Consider the following 19,873-nt stretch of genomic DNA (forward strand, 5'->3'; position numbering starts at 1 on the left):
GAGCCGCTTCCGGCCACGACACATGTCCATAGGGCTTAAACATGAAAACGGGCGCCTTACGGCTCCCGTTTTCATTGACTGATGCTTTTGGGACCTCAATCTGCCAGCGGCACTTTCGGAACCATGCTCTTCTTGGCCGAACCGCCACCGCCCTTGCCGTCAGACGGTTTGGACGTTTTTGCAGACGCAGTCTTAGCCGTCGCAGGCTTGCGCTTGCGTTTCGGCTTCGCCTTGGTTTTGTCCTTCGGTTTTGCCGGAGGGGTCTTGCGCTCCTCGACACTCTCGAGCAACAAGCCAGCTTCGTCTTCGGAGACCGACACTTTCACGGTGCCGCCCTTTTGAAGTTTGCCGAACAGAACCTCATCTGCGAGCGGCCGTTTGATGTGCTCCTGGATGATCCGGCCAAGCGGCCGTGCGCCCATTGCACTGTCATAGCCCTTGTCGGCCAGCCACTTGGTGGCGCCATCTGTCAGTTCGAAAGTCACATTCCGGTCAGCCAGTTGCGCCTCAAGCTGCATGACGAACTTCTCAACGACCTTGTAAACAACCTCCATCGGCAGGTTTCCGAATGGAATGATCGCATCCAGGCGATTCCGGAATTCCGGCGTGAACAGCTTGTTGATCGCCTCCGCATCATCGCCTTCGCGCTTCACACGATTGAAGCCGACCGGCATCTTCGCCATATCGGCCGCACCCGCATTGGTCGTCATGATCAAAATGACATTGCGGAAGTCGACCTGTTTACCGTTGTGATCAGTCAGCTTTCCGTGGTCCATCACCTGCAGAAGGATGTTGAACAGATCCGGATGTGCCTTTTCAATCTCGTCAAGCAACAGCACGCTGTGCGGATGCTGGTCGACCCCATCGGTCAAAAGGCCGCCCTGATCGAAGCCGACATAGCCTGGAGGCGCACCGATCAGGCGCGACACAGTGTGCCGTTCCATATATTCGGACATGTCGAACCGGATCAGCTCGACGCCGAGGGAAGACGCCAGCTGACGGGCAACCTCCGTCTTGCCGACACCAGTGGGGCCCGAGAACAGATAGCTGCCGATCGGCTTGTCCGGTTCACGCAAACCGGCACGGGCCAGCTTGATGGCCGAGGACAAAGTCTCAATGGCCGTATCCTGACCATAGACAACCCGCTTGAGATCTGCCCCGAGGCTGGAAAGCACTTCCGCATCATCCTTGGAAACGGACTTGGGCGGGATCCGCGCCATGGTGGCAATCGTGTTCTCGATTTCCTTGACGCCTATCGTCTTGCGGCGCCGCGATTCGGGCACCAGCATCTGGCTGGCGCCGGTCTCGTCCAAAACGTCGATCGCCTTGTCCGGCAGCTTCCGGTCGGAGATGTATTTCGCCGACAATTCAACCGCGGTCTTGATCGCATCGTTGGTGTAACGAACGTTGTGGAAGTCTTCGAAATACGGCTTCAATCCCTTCAGGATGTCGATGGCATCCGGAATTGTCGGCTCGTTGACGTCGATCTTCTGGAACCGGCGCACCAGGGCGCGGTCTTTTTCAAAAAACTGCCGGTATTCCTTGTAAGTGGTCGAGCCAATGCAACGGATGGCCCCGGACGCAAGCGCCGGCTTCAACAGATTGGATGCATCCATGGCGCCGCCCGATGTTGCCCCGGCGCCGATGACGGTGTGGATCTCGTCGATGAACATCACCGCACCAGGATATTCCTCGACTTCCTTGACCACCTGTTTCAGGCGCTCTTCAAAGTCGCCCCGGTATCTCGTCCCCGCAAGCAGGGAGCCCATGTCGAGCGAGAAAATCGTTGCGTCTTTCAAGACCTCCGGCACGTCACCGTTCACAATGCGATGCGCCAGGCCTTCTGCGATCGCAGTCTTGCCAACCCCGGGATCGCCAACGAACAATGGGTTGTTTTTCGAGCGGCGGCACAGGATCTGGATCGTGCGCGAAATTTCGTCGTCGCGGCCGATCAGCGGATCAATTTTCCCGGACGTCGCTTTCTCGTTCAAATTGACGCAATAAGCTTCCAGCGCATCTGTCTTCTGCTTTGGCTTTTTCTCGCCTTCGGCACCGGTGACGGTGTCTTCATCTTCCGCGCCCTCCACCGGTCGGGCTTCCGACATGCCTGGACGTTTTGCGATCCCATGTGAAATGTAGTTGACCGCGTCATAACGGGTCATGTCCTGATCTTGCAGGAAATAGGCCGCATGGCTTTCACGTTCAGCGAAGATCGCGACCAGCACATTCGCGCCGGTAACTTCCTCTCGACCTGACGATTGAACATGAATCACGGCGCGCTGGATCACGCGCTGAAAACCGGCGGTCGGTTTGGAATCCTCGTTATTGTCAGTGACGAGGTTGTCCAGCTCGGTCTCAATGTATTCAACCAGGTTCCGGCGGATCACATCAAGATCGACATTGCAGGCGCGCATGACGGCCGCTGCGTCCTGATCGTCCAGGAGCGCCAGCAGCAGATGCTCAAGCGTCGCGTATTCCTGCTGTCGCTCATTGGCGAAAGCAAGCGCTTGATGAAGTGCTTTTTCAAGACTGCGGGAAAATGACGGCACGTGCGATATCCTTCATTTCTTTTCCATAACGCACTGCAAAGGATGCTGGTGCTTACGGGCGAAATCCATGACTTGCGTCACTTTTGTTTCGGCGACCTCATAGGAATAAATCCCGCACTCCCCGACACCGTGGTGGTGTACATGAAGCATGATCCGGGTGGCCTCTTCCCTATTCTTCTGGAAGAACGCCTCCACCACATGGATCACAAATTCCATCGGGGTGTAGTCGTCGTTCAGTAACAGCACCCGATATAGATTCGGGCGCTTGGTGACTGTTTTGGTCCTGGTTGCGACGACAGTTCCGGCGTCTCCGCCAGCGTCGTCATAATCAGCCCCACCTGACATTGCTATGCTCTTGCCTTTCGTCGACGACCGACACGATGTTACCAACGCTGGCGAGCGAGGAAAAGTCTGGAAACTGCTGTATTCCCGAGATGCTGTGTGCAATCGAAAACCGTTCCTTAATCCCGCCAACGAACCGTTGGAGTTTAGATCCTGCCGTGCCTGCGCGTCCTGCGCAATGGTCGATTTGGCCAAGTGTTGAGTGGAAGGGCGCTCAACAGTGGAAGCGCCCCGTCACTCATCCATGTAGGTCAGGAAATTCTCTTTAAAAGATCATAGGCCAAACGCAGCTTGCATGACGCTGGAGGCCGGGCGCAAAACTGATCACAGACTTGTTCAAAACTGCGAAAGTCACCTGTGAACAAAAAACCCGGCCTGATGGATCAGACCGGGTTCTAATGGGATCACGAGGCCGCTTGGCAGCCTCATTGTATCAGTTGGCTTACTTGCCGACTTTGCTCATCAGGCCTTCATATGGCTTGTAGGCCTCTTTGGACATGTCGGTAACCATTTCACCGATCTTTGTCATCTCGCCAACAAAGCCCTCATAGGCTGTCTTGGCATAATCGGCTTGTGCCTCAAAAGCCTTGTCGAGCGACTTGGAAGACGCCAGCTTTTCCATGGCGGCAGAGCTCTCCTCGAAGGACTTTTTCTGGTAGTCGGCCATTTCGGACGCGATTGCCTGAAATCCCTTCGCCATAGAGCCGAAGGACTCCATCGCCATGTCCATCTGGTCTTTGCTCAGCTTTTGGATTTCGTCCATGTTGTTCAGCATTCGTCCTGCCCTTTGTGTATTGCTGCGCGGGCCCCGCTAAAGACCACCTTGCGCAAATTGACCTAGCGACAAAATATTATGCAGTGCACAATGAAAGTCAACATTTTTTCGCATTGCAACATCACCTTAAAAAATACATTTTCGCTGACAGCAACCTTTGAGCGAAACGACAAAACAACCAACACCCACCGGACGAGATCCGTCACCCACGCAGCGTCTAGGCCCTAAAGCTTTTTTTCAGAGCAAAATCAGCATTCACGGCAAATCTTTCCAAAAATTCTTCAATTAAACGCACCTTTAACAAAATATTATATATATTTTTCATGAGTAAACCACGATTAAAAGAATGAGATACTTAAGAAATTCTTCATAAGCCAAGCTGCCACTGTTTAACCAACTATTAACACTAACATTCGTCTAAAAATTTTTGTCAATTTCGGGAATTGTCTTTACACATTCGTAACCGCGTTTCTATCAAATTGACCCAGGAAATTGACAGGGAGAGATACGGATTCGCTTGCGGCCCGGCTGCGGGCACCTCCCGTCTCCCCACCCAAAGTGACCCAAAACGGGAATAGAGTAGTGTTTAGTATGCGTCTTACGAACGTGGGTCGAAAAGTCAGCTGGGCCGTGAAGGCCGCACTTGTGGCAACAGCGCTGACAGCAGCAGCTCCTGAAGCCTCCGCCAATCCGAAATTTGCCGGGATCGTGGTTGATGCCAAAACAGGCAAGACTCTCTATGCGTCTTCCGCCGATGCATACCGGTATCCGGCTTCGCTCACAAAGATCATGACACTGTACCTTGTCTTTGAAGAGCTTGAGGCCGGACGGCTTACCCTGGATTCGCGATTTAAGGTCTCAAAATACGCCGCTGGCCGCCCGCCTTCAAAGATCGGCTTGAAACCAGGTTCGACCATCAAGGTGAAAGACGCCGTCCTGGCTTTGGTGACCAAGTCCGCCAATGATGTCGCGACGGTTGTTGCGGAAAACATCGGTGGCTCAGAAGCGGGATTCGCGCGGCGCATGACACGCACAGCCCGCCAACTGGGCATGTCCAAGACAACGTTCAAAAACCCGCATGGTCTGCCGAACTCGGGACAACGCACGACAGCGCGCGATATGGCAACGCTTGGACGGGCCGTACAAGAGCGCTTCCCACAGTACTACAAGTACTTCAATACCCGCGTTTACACCTACAAGGGACGCAGGTACGGCAATCACAACAAGCTGCTTGGCCGGGTAAAGGGTGTCGATGGTATCAAGACCGGCTATATCCGTGCATCGGGTTTCAACCTGGTGACATCGGTAAAACGCGACAACCGACACATCGTTGCCGTTGTCATGGGCGGACGGACCGGCGCATCGCGCAATGCTTTCATGACCAAGCTGATCGGAGAGCATTTGCGAAAGGCCAGCACCGGACCGCGCACAGCACCCCTCGTCGCAAAGGCTTCAGGCATTCAGCCAACATTTGTCGCCGCGAAGCTGAACGACATTCCGCTGCCAAACGCCAAACCGGGTGACGAACCGGCGGCCACCGGCGCGCCCATGGTGCTTGCCATGACGGCCCCGCCTGCCCGCGGAAGTGCCGGCAGCATCACAAGCCTCGTTACAGGTTCCGTCCCCGTCCCCCCCAAAGCGGTCGGATCTCGCGTTGCGACCGCGTTTGAAGTGGCCACCGCGCCCGTCCCGCGCAGCAGCCCGGAACGTGACGAAGACACGTCGGTGACAGTAGCAACGAACAACACCGAGGATCAGATCCCTGGCTGGCAAGTCCAGATCGCCGCAGCCGAAACGGAAACAGCAGCGATCAAGATGCTGAAAAAGGCGTCGGCGGCAACAGGGTCTGCGCTCCGGTCAAAGGTGCCGCACACCGAACCGGTCGAGACAAATGGTCAAACGCTTTATCGGGCACGCTTTGTTGGATTTGAGACCAAGACTGCCGCCTGGAACGCCTGCAAAACACTTAAAAAGGCGAAATTCGCCTGCTTCGCCATCTATCAGTAATGCGTAACGGATGTTGTTAATGTCTTCTGAGAAGCCTGTCTTTAGCCTCGTTGAGTTTCGCGGCCAGGAACGTGGTTCCGCCATGGTCGGGGTGGAGCCTCTTCATAAGCCTGCGGTGCGCCGCTCGGACTTCCGCGTCCCCGGCGCCGGGCGAAAGCCCCAGGATCTGGTAGGCCTCCTCATCTGTCATGGGGCCCGCGCTCGCCGGACCTCCCTGCCGATCTGTTCCATCCGCCTCGAAGTCTTCACGCCAGCTGGCAAGCCGGCGGTCGAGATAAGCTTCGATTAAAGCCCTGCTCTGGCCGTCGGCGTCAGCCTCTTGCCACAACGCCTTGAGCTCGGCTTCACTCAGCGTGTCAAGCTCACGCCCTTCAAACATACCAGTCAGCACGGTGCCGTTCATGGCACCGCTGTCATGATCCAGCTCCATTTCCACCATCGCAGACCGCACGCGGGACTTTTGCCCGCCGGAGGGCTGACCGGATCCCAAACCGGGAAAACCGGTCATGCGTCCCAGACCGCCCAGTCCCAACAGCGACAATCCAATCGCGGCCGCCGGAATGGCGAAGGCGATGCGCCCGGTTATTGCGAGGAAAGCAGCCAGCAGCATCAACACCACACCGCCGGTTCTGCGCAGCAAACGGGCAAGGTCGGCAGGGTTGGCATGTACGAAGCTGTTTCCGACAAACAGAAACAGGATCAGGGCAAGAACGCCAATCAGCAAGAAAACCATGAAGTCACTTCATCTGTTGAATCAGGAGGCGGGCTCCGGCGTTGCCTGACTTCTCAAGAGCGGTCAATGCCTGCCGCCCACCCGATGCAAAGATGGCAACCGCTTTCAGCAAGTCGGCAAGCTGCTGCGCTGCCCCAGCATCGAACCGGCAAAATGCCCCTTTGGTAATACGGGCGATTTCCCGGAAAGCCTGCTCCGCGACCGGCTCGCGGCCCTCTTGAAAAAGAAAAACCGGAACACCGAACAGCGCAAGCTCTCCCGCCCGATGGCACAACTCGTCGACATCTTCTTCCATGCAATCGCCGACATAGACCACTGCGCTGACCTTTTCGTCGCGCGAAGCGTTGATCGCTGCGGTCAGGACTTTGCGAATCTGAGTCCGGCCACCCCGGCAGTCTATCCGACTCATCGCCTTCGACAGCTCCGCCGGATTTGAGAACCATTTTGAAGCGCGGCATTCGCTAAAACCGCGGAAATACACCAGCTTGATCGACAGCCCGGAGATTTTCCCGGCTTCGTTAAACATCTCCGCCTGGATGTGACAGGCCTGATCCCAGGTCGGTTGCCGGCTCATGGTCGCATCCAGCGCAAAAATCAATTTGCCGCCGCCTTGCGCGGGCCCGGGCATGGCCGCGGCCTGCTGCAGAAACGCGGAAATATCATTTTCGCTCGAAACAGCAGGCGCTTGGCCCTCGGCAGCCTTCGCCGCGGTTTTCATAGTGTCGGGTGCATGTACCGGTGGTTTGTCCGCCATATCCCTGCCTGAGTAATTGCCCTGCCCTTTCAGTTGGGCCATTCCGGGGGTCTTGGCAAGGTTGAGCAACCTTGTGCCGCAGATCAAGCAGGATTTACCGCAAGACGACCCGTCAACTCGGGCATCAAATCAGGCACAGTTCCGTCAGGTCGCGGCGCATTGCATCGGGCATTGCGGCGGCTTCGTTGCCGCCTTTGATATCGGCAGGGGCGTCCCCGCCCTTCAGATACCGCCAGCCCTGAAACGGGCGCTTTGGCTGGTATTGGGTCAAGATAAGCCGTGGTTCGAGCACGAGATCACAGCGTTTGACCCCCGCCTGATCGGTAAACGGCCGAATATCGAGCAGGTGCTGGCGCACCTGTATTCGTCCCTTGATCACCCAATAGAGCGACCCTCCATCGAGTAGTTCGTCCTTGCGCGTGGGCACCATGCGCGTCGTATGAATTTGCTCGGCAGGTTCACCGGCAAGCCGGCGCTGTTCCTGCCGGAAATCCACCCAGGCCTGAAGGCTTTCCACGCTGTCCGCGCCCACGCACAATTTCATCAAATGCAAGGTCATGTCTCTGAGGTAGCGATCTTCTGTGCAAGGTCAACGTTCCCCTCTCGACCGGCCATGTTTTTGCACAGATCACCACGTACCGATTCTTGGAGAGGGCGTTCGAACAGGGTTTCTCAACGTATGGAAGTATTTGTAACCGGCGGAACCGGCACCATCGGCAGTGCGGTCATCAAACGTCTGGTGGCCGATGGCGCCAGCGTCATAGGCCTGACCAGGTCCGAACAGGCAAGCGATGCCCTCAGGCGCAAGGGGGCCAGCGCGTATCCGGGAGACCTCAAGGTTCCGGAGGGGTGGGCCGAGCGCGCCGCAGCCTGTGACGCTGTTGTTCACGCCGGGGCGACCTTCGACGCCGAGATGGCGCAGGTGGACAGGCGCGCCATGCAGGCCCTTCAAAAGGCGGCCATGTTGCGCCAGACCAAATTGCGCCTCGTCTATACCGGCGGCATTTGGCTGTTTCCCGCTGCAGGACCTCAATCTCCGCTGCTTCAAACGACCGCCTTCTCCCCCGTTCCAGCCTTTAAATGGGCAGGAGAACAGGTGCGGTCGCTGCTGCATGCGCAAAACCTTAATCTGTCCGTGATACATCCGGGCCTGGTTTGCGGGCCGGATGCGGGGCCGGTTTTCGAAATGGCGCGCTCTGCAGCCTCGGGAGAGACCTTTCGGACGCGGGCGCAACCTGAAACGCGCTGGCCGCTTGTCCACGTTGATGACCTAGCAGGGCTTTACGCGAAGGTGTTGGCCCATTCCTCCTTCCGTGTGGCTGTTATTGCCGCACCGGTCGCCGGAGCACCTGTGCATGACATTGCCGGATCCGTTAGCGCAGCATGCGGGCTCGAGGTGATTGTTGAAACCATGCCAACGCCCGACGATGCAGACCCCCGGGTGGATTGGGCGGCCGGTTACGCGCGTTCACAGGTCGTAAACACAAACGCGGCCAAACGACTGTCCGGATGGTCCGCGGAACATGACACCTTGCAAAACCTTGTCGGCGCGATCTGCGTTTAACCACGTCGTTCGCCCAGAACGAAAAAGGGCGCGGCCAAGCCGCGCCCCAAATATCCAAATTGCCTGCCAACCTATTTGGCAACCGCAATTGCCTGTTGTGCACCGTCGACATCGTTGAACAGAACCAGAAGTGCCAATGCACCACCGACAGCCAGCACTGTCCAAACCGTTACGCCCCAACAGGACTTTTGTACGTTTTCGTCCATGAACACCCTTTAGTGTCTGCCCGGCCACATCTTGAAAGGCTCCGCCCCCCGATGCCCGAATGTGGCCTCATTGCGGCGAGGAGGTAAATGATCGGTTACCATTTCGCAAGCGCAAAATTTGATCACCAGCCGTGCACGCGATGCATTTCTATCATCGGCAATTGAAAAGACTGACATTTCCGGCACATAGAGGCCTGTCAGTTACCGAACAAATCGGTTTAAATACGCGCTGTGCATTGCAAGGAATATGACGCAAATGGATCCACTTACACCCATCGATCTGGCCGCTGTTGCCTGGTTCCTGTTTGCATGGTTCGGCTTAAACATTGTTGTGGAACTCTCGCCCTTGCGAAAAAGGACCCTATCCCATGCAATGGACCGTTGCCGGCGCGGCTGGATGCTTGCGATGGCAACACGGGACGTGAGGATCATGGACACTGCGATTTTATCAGGCCTGCAACAAGGAACCGCGTTTTTCGCCTCTACTGCGCTGCTGGCCATAGGCGGCTGTTTTGCCTTGCTCGATTCCACTGAACGAATACTGCAGGTGGCCGCGGACCTGTCGATCCCAGTTGATGCCAGCCGGGCTCTTTGGGAGATCAAGGTCCTTGGGCTGATGCTGATTCTGGCCTATGCATTCTTCAAATTCGGCTGGGCCTACAGATTGTTCAACTATTCCAGCATCGTAATGGGCGCGGTGCCCGAGCGCACACAATCGGAATTGCCACGCATCAACATGATTGCTTCGAAAGCCGGCGACATGAACGTTCTTGCCGGACGCCATTTCAACCGCGGCCAACGCGCGTTGTTTTTTGCGGTCGGCTTTCTGGGATGGTTTGCCGGACCGGTCGTTTTTTCAATCACGACCCTTGCCGTGTTGTCGGTGCTGTTGCGCCGTCAGTTCGTTTCCAAGGCGCGCGCAGCGCTGTTGGACTCCAGCGAGTTGATGGCTCCTGGGCACCGGTCTTCCGGTCTGTCACCGACAAGTTCGGGCGAATACACTGAGACGGGATCCTCAAACCCCTTCACCCGGTAGCTGCCGAAAATTCCCTTTCGGCACCCCATGATGCCGGCGATGGCATCGGAGACCAGGATTTCCTTGTCGAGGTCCTTTGCAAGCTCGGCAATGCGCGCGGCGAGGTTCACAACCGGTCCGATTACCGTGAAATCGAGCCGTTTCTCGCTTCCCACATTGCCGAAGAACACATCTCCCGCATGCAATGAGATCCCGACCCGCATGTCAGGCGTGCAGCTGCACGTGTTGTGTTGGTTGATGTCCTGAATTCGGCGTGACGTTTCCCGGGCGGCCATCAAGGCCCGCCTCGCCGCATCCACTGCGCCCTCCTCCGTTTCGTAAGGAAAGATCGCCATCACTTCATCGCCAATGTATTTCAGCACCTCGCCGCCATGTGTCTCCACAGCATCAGTCATGGCACCAAAATACTTATTGAGAAAGAGCACCAATTTGTCGGCCGGCAGCTCGTTCGACAATTTGGTAAAGCCGCGCAAATCGGCAAAGCTGACAATCGCCGATATCCATTCTCCGTCACCGCGCTTGATGGAGCCGTTCAGCACCCGGCCTCCGGCACGCGCGCCCACATAGGTATCGAGCAGCGTTTCTGCGGTCCGCCGCAATGTACGAAGTTCACAAACCAGGCCCACGGGTTTGACAATCGATTCGAAAACGCCGACATGCCCGGCGCTAAAGCCGCCAGGCGCTTTCGTAGCGAAAGTCAGCGCCTTGGTCGTCCCATCTGAAAACGGCATAGGCAGCGCGATATAGTCGGAATATCCGTCCTGGCGAAGATCGTCGATGATGCCGAACTCGCCCTCCTCGCGTTCGGCTGCAATCGGGCACCGGACGGTCTGACCTTCCGTGTAGACAATTTTCAGCGGGCTGTTGTGATACCGCTCATCCAGCTCGTCACTGGCCGGATAGCGGTTCAGCTCCCGGGTGCCATCGCTTGTCCAGACCGCCGCCTCGGCCCGAACGTTTGGATGCAGCAAGACGATGCCGGTGGAAATCCGGTCCGCCGGAACACCTCCGGCCCGCAAGCGCACCGCCAGCTCCTCAATAAGCTCGAGGCTGTCCTGCATGCCAATGGCTTCCAAATACAGCCATTGAACCACGTCCGCAGCGACCAGCGGGGCTTCCATCACCATGGGATAATCTTTCTTTTTTGAGCCACAACCTGTATATGGGACCAATCAGTCCAAATTAAAGTGTCCCAATGTGCCGGTCACATGTTTTTTCTGAAAGTCTGCTATTCGGTTTGCGCAGGTCCCGGGAAAAAGGCACTGCTCCGTCCGGTCAAGCGGTACACGGCCAACCCGATCCATTCTTTGAATGCAATATCGAACCGTCTCATACCAGTGGACGCGCCGGCAAAACCACGCCACACATCCTCAGGTCCTCGTGTTCGATAGTCTACCGGATAAGGCACAACACCTGACCATCCAGCTGCTTCGAACACCCCGACAGCGCGTGGCATATGGTAGGCTGAAGTCACCAGAAGCCACTTCTGTCCCGGCTGGGGCTGGAGAACGCCTTTGGTCAGAACCGCGTTTTCCCAGGTGTTGCGGGATTTGTCTTCAAGCACGACACGTTCTGGATCAATGCCAAAGTCGGCAAACAACCGCGCTGCCCCTTCGGCTTCTGTTGCCTGAGATGGAATGATCACGCCATGACCGCCGGTATGGATGATCTTTGCGCCGGGCAACGCACGCGCCAGTCTTGCTGCGATGGTCAGCCGCTCTCCAGACGAAGTCAGAGCCGTATCCTTTCGGGCCCCGGTGACAACGGTATCAACCGAGCCTCCCAGAACGATCACGCCGCTGATGTCTTGGAGTTCGGAAGGCCTCGAAAACCGGTCCTCGAGCGGTTGAATTAGCCAGTTTGCTGCTGGGGAAAGTCCCAACAACAACATCCCGGCAAGACTGAGAACCACAGCCGCGCGCCCTACCCCGCCAAAACGCGTAAACAACAGGATCGCGCCTACAACTCCCAGAACAATCAGAAAGTTGGATGGGCGGATCAGGAAATATGCGATTTTTGAAATGTAAAAAAACACTGCTCAACCTTCGGCGCGGATCTGGTGATCCATATGCCACAAGACGCAACCGGGTGCCTTAAAAACGTTTCACCGGGTTTCATGGCGGGTGAACATACTATTCCAGCAAGCTGCCGACCGCACCTATTGACAAATTTCGTATGATCCAACGAGAAAAACCGCAATTTACGCAGCGTATTCATGCACTTAAATAGTCTGTTTACATACAAACCTGAAACTGTGGTCCAGATCAACGCAATCTCCGGAAACCACTTACGCAACTTACCAAATTTTGAAACCATACCATGTGCCCAAACGTATTGATCTTATGACGCATCTGACAAAAAGGCAGGCGTTGGAATGCAAAACGAAGCTGGCAAGGTGCAAAAGGTGCGCGATGCATCGCTTGAACTGCACACCGAAGACTTCTTCAGCCGAATTCTGCGCGAGTTGTCAGGAACGCTGTAAGACGTGGTCGGTCTCAAAGAAGCAGAGGGTTTTATCACGGTGGTCGGAAGCCGGATCGGCAATGCAATCGACAATGAATACAAAACCGCAATGCGCGTAAATGCCCTGCCCCGTGATGTGGTCTCGAGTGTTCTGGTGGACCTGAAACGGCGCGTCGGCAGCGATTTCGAGGTTGAATATGAGGACGATGAGAAGATCGTTCTTCGAAATTCCCGCTGCCCGTTTGGGGAAAAAGTCAAAGGCCGCCCTTCCCTTTGCATGATGACGACCAATGTTTTCGGGCGGATAACGGCTAACAACACTGGATATGCAAAAGTTCACATTGAGCAGGCCATAGCCACCGGCGCCTCGGGCTGCCGCGTTGTTGTCTATCTGAGCGAAACCGCTGCCGGTACCGAAGGTGGCGTCGAATTTTTCAGGACTGCATGAGAGTATGGACAGCCTAACGGAATTGGCGCGCCAATTTGTCGAAATGTTTACCGATGCCGCGTTCATGGTTGACGCTGACGGCACGATTGTGGTGTCGAACGGCTCGGCATCGGCACTGTTCGCCCAGCCGATAGCCGACGCGAACGCTTCCCCATTTGCAGAGACATCGGAGATTGCCAGACTTATTTCGGCAGCGCGCACGACCTCGGCCCCGGTTCCAGCTCGGGTCAAACTGCCACACGGGAATGAGTGTATTGCCTATGCCACCCGGATATCTCTACCCGAAACGCCATTCGACGGGAGCATTGTTGTTCGCCTCGATCAACGCGTCGATGTGGCAACAAAATTTGCAGCTTTGAACTCCGAGCTCAAAGCACTGACCGCCAAATACAAACACACGCACCAGCAAAAGTCGGAACTTGAAGTCCACGCATTCCGCGATCCGCTCACCCACGTTCTTAACCGCCGCGGGTTCGACGAAGCTCTCGAAAGCGAACACAAGCGCGCCCTCAGGTACCAGCGCAAGCTGAGCCTCGCCGTACTCGACCTGGACCATTTCAAGTCGATCAATGACCAGCACGGTCATGCCGTTGGCGATGCGGTACTGAGCCATTTTTCGCATATTTGCCAGGATGCGCTCAGAGACGGTGATGTGGTCGCGCGAATAGGCGGCGAGGAGTTTGCAATACTGCTGCCGTAAACAGACTTGTCCGATGCTTCTATTGTCATATCCCGGGTCCTGCAGAATACAGCGGCAACAGTGGTCGAAAGCCTGAACACCACCGTTTCCTTCACAGTCAGCGCCGGTGTCTGCGAGTTGAAACACAACGAGACTGCGAAAGCCTTTTTGCACCGCGCAGACCAAAATCTGTATGTGGCGAAAAACTCCGGCCGGAATTGCTTCATCAACGATACGGATTTGGCAGCCTAGAGCCGGAGGGAACCAGCAGCTGGGCCGGCAGTGTCTAGGTACACGCCGGACACAAAAAAGGCGCCCATCAAGGCGCCTTCTTCAATTCGGGAAATACGATCCGCGATCAGCTGAGTTCGTTCACACTCGTTACGACCTTGCCGACCAAACCGTACTCAATGCCTTCTTCCGGGCTCATCCAGTAGTCGCGATCGGTATCCTTCTCGATTCGCTCGATGGGCTGACCGGTGGCATCCGCAAATATCTTGTTCAGGCGGTCACGCATCTTGATGATCTCTTTCGCCTGAATCTCGATGTCTGTTGCCATACCGCCGGCGCCACCGGACGGTTGGTGCAACAAGAAACGGGTGTTCTGGGTGCAGAAGCGCTTTTCCTTCGGAACGGACACGTAAATCAGTGCCCCCGCACTTGCGACCCAGCCCATCCCGAGAATGCGGACTTCCGGGGAAATAAATTTGATCGTGTCATGGATCATGTCACCCGATTCAACGTGTCCGCCGGGAGACGAGACAATCACGGTGATTGGATCGTTGGAGACCTGTGCCAGAGCCAGAAGGCGTGCGCACACATCGCGCGCCATTTCCTGTGTCACCGGGCCGGTGATCAGGACCGTACGGGCCTCAAACAGGTGCTTGTCGACCTGGATGGACGGCTGGCTCTTGGTCTTTTCATCTTCCTCGTCATCGAGGCGAGCTGGCACCGTTGTCGTATAGTTTTTCATGCGCAGGATTGGCTCCGTTGACTTGCTGCCGACAGGACATCGGCCGGTTCTTGGTCCCTGTGTAAGCGATGCAAACGCGGTCCGCAAACAAAGACCGGAGGAATACCCTTAAAAGAGTTATCAGACCCGCAACATAAGCGTCCTTAAGCGCGCGTCAATCGGTGGTGCGCGGCGCCGGTACGGCTTTCTCGTTGCGGGACATCATAAGATGCCAGATCAGAGCGACAATGAACGGCAGCGATGGCCAATAAAACCAAAGCGAGGACAGACCGGACGTCAAAATATTCAATACAAAGAAAAAGCCGATCATAAAAACACAACTGCGAACGCGCCGGGGTTGTCGCTTGAACCAGTCTCTGGCCTGTTCAAAACCACCCTTGGCGGTCTTGGCCACATTCGCATCGCGCATCCCGTATGGTGAGTCGTTGTCTGATTTGCCGGATGCCCCATCCGGCACCGGCTGTGCCGCCTCCGGCGCGTTGCGCCCGCCCAGGCGAACCGAATAGGTGCCAACGGGTTCACTGACGTTTTTAAAGGTCTTTTGACCGAGCGCATCAAACCCAAGGGCTAATTTGCTGCGCACCTGATCAAACACGGATTGGGACAGCATGATCCCACCGCGTGGCGCCAGTTCCTGAAGCCGCGCGGCGACATTGACGCCATCGCCATAAATGTCGTCACCCTCCACCATCAAATCACCCAGATTAATGCCGATCCGGAACTCCATTTTCTCGGTTTCGGGAAGCTCCGCGTTTTTATGGGCGAGTTCGTTCTGAATATCGACAGCGCACTGGACCGCCTCGACAACGCTGGAAAACTCAATGATGACCGCATCGCCCCAAGTGTTGACGATCCGACCATTGTGGCGCTCGGTTAATCCGCTCATGATGCTGCGGTAGGCGCGCAATCGCGACAAGGTCCCGTCCTCATCGCGCTCCATCAGCCTCGAGTAGTGCGCGACATCGGCGCACATCACGGCTGCAAGGCGGCGCTTGGCCCGCTGCATGGTATCTACCCCTGGTCCGTATCCACCTTAAGGAATGGGAAGTCCGGCCCCAAATTGCAACCGTGAAAATCCGTATGCCCTGACCCGCCTGCCAATTCAGGAGCCGGCAGTAGCCGACATCTTTTGCAAGACGCTGAGAGCGTTCTGTGCTTTTTCCACTTGAACGAAAACATGATCATGAAAGTAACCGGCGACAACATTTGCGGAAATACCGTCTTTGGCGAGGGCCTGCGATATGGCCGCCGTCAAACCGACCGCCTCCAAACTGGAATGCACGGTCAAAGTGATGCGCCGGAATTGACCGGTTTCACCAAACCCGAGAGTTTTTGCCCGCTCGACGGGCAGGATCGCCGTGATCCCCTCCACCTCACGGATGAGCCCGGCCGGTTCCAGCTCCGAAAGCTGGGCCATGGTCCGGTTGGGAAAGGTGCAGAACACATAACGTTGCGGGTCAAGCTCCGGCTGCATGTGCACCAAGAGCGCCGAGAGATCGGTTTCGCCGGTCATGGTTGCCGTCACGCCGTCTTGTTGAACAATTCGCGGCCGATCAACATCCGGCGGATTTCTGAGGTGCCCGCGCCGATCTCGTAGAGCTTGGCGTCGCGCAGGAGCCGGCCTGTCGGGTACTCGTTGATGTAGCCATTCCCGCCCAGAAGCTGAATTGCGTCAAGGGCCAGTTTGGTTGCGTTTTCCGCAGCGTAGAGAATTGCGCCAGCGGCGTCCTCACGGGTTGTTTCACCACGGTCACACGCCTGCGCCACCGCATAGACGTAGGACTTGGTGGCGTTCATCGTGACGTACATGTCCGCGACCTTCCCCTGGACCAGCTGGAAGGTGCCGATCGGCTGGCCGAACTGTTCCCGCTCATGCACGTAGGGCATGACCACGTCCATCGCGGCCTGCATGATCCCAACGGCGCCGGCAGCCAGCACCGCACGCTCATAGTCGAGACCCGACATGAGAACATTCACGCCCTTGCCGACCTCGCCGAGCACGTTTTCTTCCGGCACTTCGCAGTCCTGGAACACCAGTTCGCCTGTTTCCGAGCCGCGCATGCCGAGCTTGTCGAGTTTTTGCGCCACTGAAAAACCGGGGAAGTCTTTTTCGACCAGGAAGGCGGTGATGCCCTTGGGCCCGGCATCCGGATCGGTCTTCGCATAGATAATCAGCGTGTCGGCGGACGGTCCATTGGTGATCCACATTTTGGAGCCGTTGAGCACATAGCGGTCGCCCTTTTTCTCTGCCTTCAGCTTCATCGAAACAACGTCCGATCCTGCGCCCGGCTCGGACATGGCCAGCGCCCCCAGATGTTCGCCGGTGATCAGTTTTTCCAGGTACCGCTTCTTTTGATCCTCATTGCCCCAGCGGCGAAGCTGGTTGACGCACAAGTTGGAATGCGCGCCATAGCTCAGGCCAATCGAGGCTGAAGCCCGGCTGACCTCTTCCATGGCAATGCAGTGCTCAAGATAGCCAAGGCCGGATCCGCCCCAGTCTTCCTCAACCGTGATACCATGCAGGCCGAGCTCGCCCATTTCCGGCCACAGCTCGCGCGGAAACCAGTCGTCCTGATCGATCTTGTGGGCCAGCGGCGCGATCCGGTCCTGCGAGTACGACCGCACACTGTCGCGCAGCATGTCAGCCGTCTCGCCCAGGTTGAAATTGAAGCTCGGAAAGTCGTTGCGGATCATCGTTGGTCCTCCCATTTGCGCTTGTCGTAGCGCACGAAATTGCTCAGCACACCGATGCGGTCATACAGCCGGCGCGCTGTGGTGTTGTCATCATGCGTATGCCAATACACATTGGTGCACCCGGCGCGCTCTGCGGCCTCGTAGACGGCATTGATCAACTTGGCACCCACCCCTCCGCCCCGCGCGGTGCTGGCGATATAAAGATCTTCCAGATAACAGGTCGGCGCGGTCGACCAAGTGGTCGGATGCGGCAGATAATGCACAAACCCGATCAGCTTGCCGTCCCGCTCGGCAACAAGGGCGTCGTGATTGCCATCACCCAGCAGCCGCTCAAACAATGTGTCGGTGATCTCTGGTGCGAGCACTGTTTCATAAAAGGTCAGGTAGTCCGCCCAAAGCGTATTCCATTGTGCCCGATCGCCGGCATGGAGCGGCCGGATCAATGTTTCGGTCATGGTTCTTAGTCCTTCATTCCGGCAAGCGCCATCAGCGTGAACAAACCGGTTGCAAGATGAATTTCGTTGCCGGCATCAAGGCCGAAAACGTCACTCTGGCAGATGGTGAGCGTCCGTCCCGGCTTGACCACCCGTCCGCGTGCAACGATCACCGGTTGGCGCGCAGGGTTTAAAAGATTGATCTTGTATTCACTCGTCAACACGCCCGTATCCGCCGGAAACAAGGTCAGGGCGGCATATCCGGCTGCGGAATCCGCAATGGATGAGGTGGCTCCGGCGTGGAAAAAGCCGTGCTGCTGGGTCAATTGGGGAACCAAATCGAGTTCGATATCCGCCTCGCCCGGCATGACATGGGTAAGGCGGGCACCCAAATGGGACATGAACGCTTGGCGTGCGAAACTGGCCCGGGTCTTTGTCTCCCAATCCTGATCTTTCGGCTCAAACCTCATGTTTCGCTCTCCGCGGCCCCGGGTGCCAATTCAAAACCCAGTTCAGCCATGCGGCTGCGGCACCCCTCCTCTACGTCGTCAAGCTCGGCAAGGGTAAGCTCAATGTCCCTCCGCTTTTCGAGAAGTTCAGCCCGCCGGTCGGCGATTTTGGTCATCAGCAGCCGCAACTGCCCGGCCTCCCCCGGCGCCTTGCCGTACATCTCGATCATTTCCTTGATCTCAGCGAGTGAAAAACCGAGACGTTTTCCGCGCAGGATCAGCTTGATGCGGGTACGGTCGGCTGGCGTGTACAAACGTTGCCGGCCCCGTCGCTGCGGTGTCACAAGGCCTTGCGCCTCGTAGAACCGCAAGGTTCGCGTCGTGACATCAAATTCCTGGGTCAGATGAGTGATCGTAAATAGACGCTGCATGCCTCTGTCCTTTGGGCGGACATTCCAGCCTTTTTACGTTAAAGTCAACAGAGACAATAAATACCATTTATTACAGTATCTTAATTCAAAGAGATCAGATTTCCAGGTGTCATGCCAACCGCAAGCACATTCAAATCAACCTCGGTATCGATACCCCGGATCGCGCCGCGCTGGTGATATTGCCACAGGGTCCAATCAGCGCTGTAATCGGGCGATTTCCACAAAGAGCGCACCCACAAACGCCGGTTCAGCCCGTTGTCCTTTAAATAGGCTTCGTAAAACGGCTGTGGCGCATAGAGAATCACTGGTTTTCCCGTGCTCTGCTCAACGCGGCCGACATAGTCGGAAATCTCAGACAGGACCTCTTCGACCGGCGGCCGGCGTGCGCAATTGCCCTCGAACTCCAGGTCTACAACCGGCGGCAACATCCCATCAGTGTCCGGCAGCGCGGCCAGAAAATTGTCCGCCTGGGCTGCGCCGGTCCGGCACAGGCTGAAAAAGTGGTAGGCGCCATGCGGCAGCCCAACGGACTTTGCGCCCGCCCAGTTGTCCAGAAACGCGCGGTCTTTAAAATCCGCGCCCTCACTTGCCTTCATATAAACAAAGGCGACATCGTCATCAGCAACGCGCGCCCAGTCGATGGGCCCGTTGTGATGCGAGATATCGATGCCGCGAAAGGCGTATTCGTCCCTGTCCGGCTCCCAGGTCATGAAAAAATACGCCACTCCCGCCACAACAATTACGCCGCCAACGGCGCAATAGAACAAGAACCGCAACAGGCCATAAAGCCACTGCACCATGCCCCAACCCCATTAGACCCACCAAAGCGGCGCAGCCTGTCTAACCCGTGTAATTGGGCCAGAGCGGCGGCGACGCCAGTTCCAGCACATTGCCATCGGGATCTCGAAAGTAAAGGCTGGTCCCCCCGGCAGGCCACACAACTTCCGAGATGATTTCTACACTCACCGCGGCGAGATAATCCCGCCAGGGCTGAAGGCTTTCAGCATCAATCTTGAACGCAAAATGGGACGGCCCAGACGTGTCATGGCCCGGGACAAGCCCGCCCGGTGTCGGCACGTCCTCGCCCGTGTGACCGCGGTGAAACACCAACAACGTCTGCTCGGGTCCCGCGTTATAGGCAAAAAGCCGCTCGCCCTTAACCATGCGCTTTAGACCCAGGACCCCCTCATAAAACGCGTGGGCCGCGTCCATGTCGTCGACATACACAGGCGTTTCAAGAATTCCGCCAAGTCCCGGAGGATGTTTCATCGGTTTTCCGTTGTTTCAAAGGTCATTTGGAATAGCCCGCCGGCACAAAAAACACGGCTGCGATAGG

At 56.7% G+C, this 19,873-nt stretch carries 21 protein-coding genes and 2 pseudogenes; 5 read left to right on the top strand and 18 right to left on the bottom strand.

Annotation, left to right across the window (positions count from 1 at the left end):
- Window positions 1-95: 95 nt before the first annotated feature.
- From clpA to JM93_RS20105, 3 genes are all read right to left on the bottom strand, one after another.
- The gene (clpA, locus tag JM93_RS20095; RefSeq protein ID WP_145347199.1) at window positions 96-2,549 is read right to left on the bottom strand and encodes an ATP-dependent Clp protease ATP-binding subunit ClpA; all 2,454 of its coding nucleotides are present in this window, start codon (window positions 2,547-2,549) and stop codon (window positions 96-98) included.
- A 12-nt stretch (window positions 2,550-2,561) separates the two neighbouring features.
- Window positions 2,562-2,894, bottom strand: coding sequence for an ATP-dependent Clp protease adapter ClpS (clpS, locus tag JM93_RS20100; protein WP_145347201.1), 333 nt, complete (start codon window positions 2,892-2,894; stop codon window positions 2,562-2,564).
- Window positions 2,895-3,333: 439 nt separating this feature from the next.
- Window positions 3,334-3,666 carry a phasin family protein gene (locus JM93_RS20105; RefSeq protein WP_145347203.1) on the bottom strand — a complete coding sequence of 111 codons (333 nt, stop codon included), beginning with the start codon at window positions 3,664-3,666 and terminating at the stop codon, window positions 3,334-3,336.
- Window positions 3,667-4,257: 591 nt separating this feature from the next.
- Between JM93_RS20105 and JM93_RS20110 the strand changes: the two genes are divergently transcribed.
- Window positions 4,258-5,673 (top strand): D-alanyl-D-alanine carboxypeptidase, encoded by a 1,416-nt coding sequence (locus JM93_RS20110; RefSeq protein ID WP_145347205.1) that lies wholly within the window; start codon window positions 4,258-4,260, stop codon window positions 5,671-5,673.
- Between the two features lie 16 nt (window positions 5,674-5,689).
- Here the strand turns inward: JM93_RS20110 and JM93_RS20115 are convergent, their stop codons facing one another.
- The 3 genes from JM93_RS20115 to JM93_RS20125 all read right to left on the bottom strand — a co-directional run bounded on the left by JM93_RS20115 (window position 5,690) and on the right by JM93_RS20125 (window position 7,719).
- Complete coding sequence (locus JM93_RS20115) at window positions 5,690-6,406, bottom strand: DnaJ domain-containing protein (protein WP_145347207.1); 717 nt, start codon at window positions 6,404-6,406, stop codon at window positions 5,690-5,692.
- A gap of 4 nt (window positions 6,407-6,410) precedes the next feature.
- The gene (locus JM93_RS20120; protein ID WP_425280839.1) at window positions 6,411-7,202 is read right to left on the bottom strand and encodes a VWA domain-containing protein; all 792 of its coding nucleotides are present in this window, start codon (window positions 7,200-7,202) and stop codon (window positions 6,411-6,413) included.
- Between the two features lie 82 nt (window positions 7,203-7,284).
- Window positions 7,285-7,719, bottom strand: coding sequence for a DUF1489 family protein (locus tag JM93_RS20125; protein WP_145347209.1), 435 nt, complete (start codon window positions 7,717-7,719; stop codon window positions 7,285-7,287).
- Window positions 7,720-7,839: 120 nt separating this feature from the next.
- On the opposite strand from JM93_RS20125, the gene JM93_RS20130 reads away from it, so the two are divergent.
- Window positions 7,840-8,724 (top strand): NAD-dependent epimerase/dehydratase family protein, encoded by an 885-nt coding sequence (locus JM93_RS20130; protein ID WP_145347211.1) that lies wholly within the window; start codon window positions 7,840-7,842, stop codon window positions 8,722-8,724.
- Between the two features lie 71 nt (window positions 8,725-8,795).
- Here JM93_RS20130 and JM93_RS22310 read toward each other — a convergent pair whose 3' ends face one another.
- Window positions 8,796-8,930 (bottom strand): hypothetical protein, encoded by a 135-nt coding sequence (locus JM93_RS22310; protein ID WP_280114800.1) that lies wholly within the window; start codon window positions 8,928-8,930, stop codon window positions 8,796-8,798.
- Window positions 8,931-9,186: 256 nt separating this feature from the next.
- On the opposite strand from JM93_RS22310, the gene JM93_RS20135 reads away from it, so the two are divergent.
- Complete coding sequence (locus JM93_RS20135) at window positions 9,187-9,966, top strand: DUF599 domain-containing protein (RefSeq protein ID WP_145347213.1); 780 nt, start codon at window positions 9,187-9,189, stop codon at window positions 9,964-9,966.
- 38 nt (window positions 9,967-10,004) lie between these two features.
- Here JM93_RS20135 and JM93_RS22355 read toward each other — a convergent pair.
- Window positions 10,005-11,093, bottom strand: a pseudogene (locus tag JM93_RS22355) (adenylate/guanylate cyclase domain-containing protein); the annotation flags it as partial.
- A 101-nt stretch (window positions 11,094-11,194) separates the two neighbouring features.
- Entirely contained in the window at window positions 11,195-12,001 is an 807-nt protein-coding gene (locus JM93_RS20145; protein ID WP_145347215.1) for a YdcF family protein, read from the bottom strand.
- 450 nt (window positions 12,002-12,451) lie between these two features.
- Between JM93_RS20145 and JM93_RS20150 the strand changes: the two genes are divergently transcribed.
- Window positions 12,452-12,877, top strand: coding sequence for a methanogen output domain 1-containing protein (locus tag JM93_RS20150; RefSeq protein ID WP_208995363.1), 426 nt, complete (start codon window positions 12,452-12,454; stop codon window positions 12,875-12,877).
- A gap of 64 nt (window positions 12,878-12,941) precedes the next feature.
- Window positions 12,942-13,808: pseudogene (locus tag JM93_RS20155) on the top strand (GGDEF domain-containing protein).
- 106 nt (window positions 13,809-13,914) lie between these two features.
- Here the strand turns inward: JM93_RS20155 and JM93_RS20165 are convergent.
- The 9 genes from JM93_RS20165 to JM93_RS20205 all read right to left on the bottom strand — a co-directional run bounded on the left by JM93_RS20165 (window position 13,915) and on the right by JM93_RS20205 (window position 19,806).
- Window positions 13,915-14,529, bottom strand: a complete 615-nt coding sequence (locus JM93_RS20165) for an ATP-dependent Clp protease proteolytic subunit (RefSeq protein ID WP_145347221.1) — start codon at window positions 14,527-14,529, stop codon at window positions 13,915-13,917.
- Between the two features lie 154 nt (window positions 14,530-14,683).
- Complete coding sequence (locus JM93_RS20170; RefSeq protein ID WP_145347223.1) at window positions 14,684-15,535, bottom strand: adenylate/guanylate cyclase domain-containing protein; 852 nt, start codon at window positions 15,533-15,535, stop codon at window positions 14,684-14,686.
- A 96-nt stretch (window positions 15,536-15,631) separates the two neighbouring features.
- Window positions 15,632-16,042, bottom strand: a complete 411-nt coding sequence (locus JM93_RS20175) for an ACT domain-containing protein (RefSeq protein ID WP_145347225.1) — start codon at window positions 16,040-16,042, stop codon at window positions 15,632-15,634.
- Between the two features lie 8 nt (window positions 16,043-16,050).
- Complete coding sequence (locus JM93_RS20180) at window positions 16,051-17,223, bottom strand: isovaleryl-CoA dehydrogenase (RefSeq protein ID WP_145347227.1); 1,173 nt, start codon at window positions 17,221-17,223, stop codon at window positions 16,051-16,053.
- Complete coding sequence (locus JM93_RS20185) at window positions 17,220-17,678, bottom strand: GNAT family N-acetyltransferase (RefSeq protein ID WP_145347229.1); 459 nt, start codon at window positions 17,676-17,678, stop codon at window positions 17,220-17,222. Before JM93_RS20185 ends, JM93_RS20180 begins: the two co-directional genes overlap by 4 nt.
- Window positions 17,679-17,683: 5 nt before the next feature.
- On the bottom strand, window positions 17,684-18,127 hold the full coding sequence (locus tag JM93_RS20190) for a PaaI family thioesterase (protein ID WP_145347231.1): 444 nt from the start codon (window positions 18,125-18,127) through the stop codon (window positions 17,684-17,686).
- On the bottom strand, window positions 18,124-18,537 hold the full coding sequence (locus tag JM93_RS20195) for a MerR family transcriptional regulator (protein WP_145347233.1): 414 nt from the start codon (window positions 18,535-18,537) through the stop codon (window positions 18,124-18,126). Before JM93_RS20195 ends, JM93_RS20190 begins: the two co-directional genes overlap by 4 nt.
- An 80-nt stretch (window positions 18,538-18,617) precedes the next feature.
- Complete coding sequence (locus tag JM93_RS20200; protein ID WP_155197590.1) at window positions 18,618-19,337, bottom strand: glycoside hydrolase family 25 protein; 720 nt, start codon at window positions 19,335-19,337, stop codon at window positions 18,618-18,620.
- A 40-nt stretch (window positions 19,338-19,377) separates the two neighbouring features.
- Complete coding sequence (locus JM93_RS20205; protein WP_145347235.1) at window positions 19,378-19,806, bottom strand: VOC family protein; 429 nt, start codon at window positions 19,804-19,806, stop codon at window positions 19,378-19,380.
- Window positions 19,807-19,873 lie beyond the last annotated feature (67 nt).

The sequence above is a fragment of the Roseibium hamelinense genome (assembly GCF_007830545.1).
Classification (GTDB): domain Bacteria; phylum Pseudomonadota; class Alphaproteobacteria; order Rhizobiales; family Stappiaceae; genus Roseibium; species Roseibium hamelinense.

Coding starts and splice junctions, on each gene's coding strand:
- JM93_RS20205 (WP_145347235.1), bottom strand. CDS start 19,806: ATGAAACATCCTCCGGGACTTGGCGGAATTCTTGAAACGCCTGTGTAT.
- JM93_RS20190 (WP_145347231.1), bottom strand. CDS start 18,127: ATGAGGTTTGAGCCGAAAGATCAGGATTGGGAGACAAAGACCCGGGCC.
- JM93_RS20180 (WP_145347227.1), bottom strand. CDS start 17,223: ATGATCCGCAACGACTTTCCGAGCTTCAATTTCAACCTGGGCGAGACG.
- JM93_RS20125 (WP_145347209.1), bottom strand. CDS start 7,719: ATGACCTTGCATTTGATGAAATTGTGCGTGGGCGCGGACAGCGTGGAA.
- JM93_RS20185 (WP_145347229.1), bottom strand. CDS start 17,678: ATGACCGAAACATTGATCCGGCCGCTCCATGCCGGCGATCGGGCACAA.
- JM93_RS20130 (WP_145347211.1), top strand. CDS start 7,840: ATGGAAGTATTTGTAACCGGCGGAACCGGCACCATCGGCAGTGCGGTC.
- JM93_RS20195 (WP_145347233.1), bottom strand. CDS start 18,537: ATGCAGCGTCTATTTACGATCACTCATCTGACCCAGGAATTTGATGTC.
- JM93_RS20165 (WP_145347221.1), bottom strand. CDS start 14,529: ATGAAAAACTATACGACAACGGTGCCAGCTCGCCTCGATGACGAGGAA.
- JM93_RS20200 (WP_155197590.1), bottom strand. CDS start 19,337: ATGGTGCAGTGGCTTTATGGCCTGTTGCGGTTCTTGTTCTATTGCGCC.
- JM93_RS20115 (WP_145347207.1), bottom strand. CDS start 6,406: ATGGTTTTCTTGCTGATTGGCGTTCTTGCCCTGATCCTGTTTCTGTTT.
- clpS (WP_145347201.1), bottom strand. CDS start 2,894: ATGTCAGGTGGGGCTGATTATGACGACGCTGGCGGAGACGCCGGAACT.
- JM93_RS20135 (WP_145347213.1), top strand. CDS start 9,187: ATGGATCCACTTACACCCATCGATCTGGCCGCTGTTGCCTGGTTCCTG.
- JM93_RS20105 (WP_145347203.1), bottom strand. CDS start 3,666: ATGCTGAACAACATGGACGAAATCCAAAAGCTGAGCAAAGACCAGATG.
- JM93_RS20110 (WP_145347205.1), top strand. CDS start 4,258: ATGCGTCTTACGAACGTGGGTCGAAAAGTCAGCTGGGCCGTGAAGGCC.
- JM93_RS20120 (WP_425280839.1), bottom strand. CDS start 7,202: ATGGCCCAACTGAAAGGGCAGGGCAATTACTCAGGCAGGGATATGGCG.
- JM93_RS20170 (WP_145347223.1), bottom strand. CDS start 15,535: ATGCAGCGGGCCAAGCGCCGCCTTGCAGCCGTGATGTGCGCCGATGTC.
- JM93_RS20175 (WP_145347225.1), bottom strand. CDS start 16,042: ATGACCGGCGAAACCGATCTCTCGGCGCTCTTGGTGCACATGCAGCCG.
- JM93_RS22310 (WP_280114800.1), bottom strand. CDS start 8,930: ATGGACGAAAACGTACAAAAGTCCTGTTGGGGCGTAACGGTTTGGACA.